Raw genomic sequence first — 2,548 nt, forward strand, 5'->3', positions numbered from 1 at the left:
GGTGGCGTCTGTTGAAAGCGCTGACGCGGACACCAGCGTCTTGCAGGCGCGTGAGGTACTGCGTGGAAAGAGAGCGGGAGCCGATGTCGTCGTAAAGCAGGCAAACGTGCAGGCCCGCTTTGGCGCGTTCTATCAAGGCATCTGCCAGTTCCAGTCCTGCGCTGTCTTCGCGGATGATGAAGAACTGGACGAGAACATGCCTTTCGGCAGTGAGGATGCCTTCAATTATGGAGGCAAACATAGCTGGACCATCGATGAGCAGGTCACACTGGTTGTTTGCGAGAAAAGGCACCGAGGCTACGCGGGTGTGCACCGGCCACTGGGTGTTGGCTGTGCTGTCTACATACGGTGTGTGACGATTGAGGACGTCCGCTTCAATCTGGGAGATGTCATCGCGGACCTCAATGTAATCATCCAGCCGCTTCCATGCGAAGACGAAGTAGAGCGGGACCGTTGGCATGGGGATGAAAAACAGAGAGAGCAGCCAGGCAATGCTGCCTTGCGAGGTGCGCGAGTACATGATCTCGCGAATGGCGCAAATGACTGCCAAAGCATAGAAAAGAACACTGAAAATTGCGATCAGGGGAAGAAGGCTAAATGAGGATTCCAAGCGCTACAACTCCTGTAATGCGAGGACCTACTTATAGCTGTGCCAAGAGGAATGGTCAAAACCTCTTGGCGTATTGTGCAGTGCTTTCCGTTAAGGTCAGGCAGCTTCAAATGGAATGGTGATTTCGGACTTGCGTTCCATCCATTCTGGCACTGGCAGGCCTTTTTCGCGCAGGAAGGTCGGGTTGAACATTTTGCCCTGATAACGGGTGCCGTAGTCGCACAGTATGGTCACGATGGTGTGGCCGGGGCCGAGTTCTTTTGCGAGACGAATTGCGCCAGCGACGTTGATGCCGGAAGAGCCGCCAAGGCAAAGGCCTTCGTGTTCCAGAAGTTCGAAGTTGATCAGCAGGCCTTCCTCATCAGAGATGCGGTATGGGATGTCGATCGGTGCATCTTCCAGATTGGCGGTGATGCGGCCCTGACCGATGCCCTCCGAGATGGAGGAGCCTTCGGACTTCAGTTCGCCGTGGGCGTAGTAGTTGTAAAGCGCTGCGCCGTGTGGGTCTGCAAGGCCGATCTTGATGTTCGGGTTCTTTTCCTTCAGGCCGATGCCGGTGCCGGCAAGCGTGCCGCCAGTGCCGACCGCGCAGATGAAGCCGTCCACTTTGCCGTCGGTCTGCTGCCAAATCTCCTGAGCGGTGGTTTCAATGTGACCCTGACGGTTGGCGGTGTTATCAAACTGGTTGGCCCAGATGGCGCCTTGCGGGTGGGTTCTGTTCAGCTCTTCTGCGACCCGCTGCGAGACTTTGATGTAGTTGTTCGGGTTCTTATAGGGGACAGCGGGAACTTCGATCAGCTCAGCGCCTGCGATGCGCAGCATGTCTTTCTTTTCCTGAGACTGGGTCTCGGGAATGACGATGACAGAGCGGTAGCCCAGAGCGTTGCCGACCAGCGCGAGGCCGATGCCGGTGTTGCCAGCCGTGCCTTCCACGATGATGCCGCCCGGCTTGAGCGTGCCGCGTTTGACTGCGTCATTGATGATGAAGAGCGCGGCGCGGTCCTTGACGGACTGGCCCGGGTTCATGAACTCGGCTTTGCCGAGGATTTCACAGCCGGTTCGCTCGGAGGGGCCTTTGAGGCGAATAAGTGGAGTGTTGCCGATGGCTTCGATGGCAGAGGCGCGCGTATCCATAGTTTCTCTCAAATAATTCGTATGACCAAAAATCAGAATGCGGGTGTTTACCCCTTTTGAGACCACGCTACTGCGCTGACCTCACGAGAACAAGAAATGGGCTGCCAAAGGGTGCGTCAGACTAGGATATTATTCTCTTGGCAATCGCGCATGAGAACAAAATTGCTCACGGGGTGCGTGGCTTTCGAATGAGTGCGCTAAATGCGATTTGAGAGAGTATCGATTTGCGCGCTGTTCCGTCTCTGTCAGGACCTGCTTTCCAGCCAGGTGATGGCATCCTTGGTGGCTTTCCAGAGGATCTCGCCGTTCTCACCTGCGCGCAGCATGAAGGAGTTATGGACTTCCTTTGGGACGGGCTGCACTTCAAGTAGATTTACCTGCGTATCCAATGCCGGGGCAAAAGCTTCCTTGCGGGTGATGACAAAGCGCTCATCGGTTGGCACGCGGGACTGGTCTTTCTTCAGGCTGGCAGACTGCAGTGCTTTGTTGTGAGTGGCAGGCTGCATCACGGTGACGGCGATGGCTCTGCCATCTGGGAGCAGATGCGTCTCGTTTTGCTGGACCTCGGAATTGTAGATCACCTCGCCGTGGGTATCGATGAGCTCTACCCACAGGGTCTTGCGGCCCTCAATTTCCACCTCACCAACCCAGATGGACAAATCACTCTCTAATGGATCGGCGTAGGGTGTTTTGGAGGGCGGAGCAACGGTGACGGCCAGATAGTCCTCTGGCATGGCGTAGGTGTTGCCATTGTCGGATTTTTCGATGAGCTGAGGGCCTGATGTTGTGGCAGGCGCGGGGGCG

3 protein-coding genes are annotated in these 2,548 nt (G+C 56.2%); all 3 read right to left on the reverse strand.

The features are described from left to right. A partial coding sequence (locus PPL9_RS33525; protein ID WP_348271975.1) for a PLDc N-terminal domain-containing protein occupies positions 1–610 on the reverse strand: 610 nt, incomplete at its 3' end. Between the two features lie 96 nt (positions 611–706). Then, on the reverse strand, positions 707–1,744 hold the full coding sequence (locus tag PPL9_RS20530; protein WP_057464420.1) for a cysteine synthase A: 1,038 nt from the start codon (positions 1,742–1,744) through the stop codon (positions 707–709). Between the two features lie 245 nt (positions 1,745–1,989). Next, positions 1,990–2,511: a hypothetical protein gene (locus PPL9_RS20535; protein ID WP_244273433.1), complete on the reverse strand. Its 522-nt coding sequence runs from the start codon at positions 2,509–2,511 to the stop codon at positions 1,990–1,992. Positions 2,512–2,548 lie beyond the last annotated feature (37 nt).

It is taken from the genome of Pseudovibrio sp. POLY-S9 (assembly GCF_001431305.1).
Taxonomy (GTDB): Bacteria; Pseudomonadota; Alphaproteobacteria; order Rhizobiales; family Stappiaceae; genus Pseudovibrio.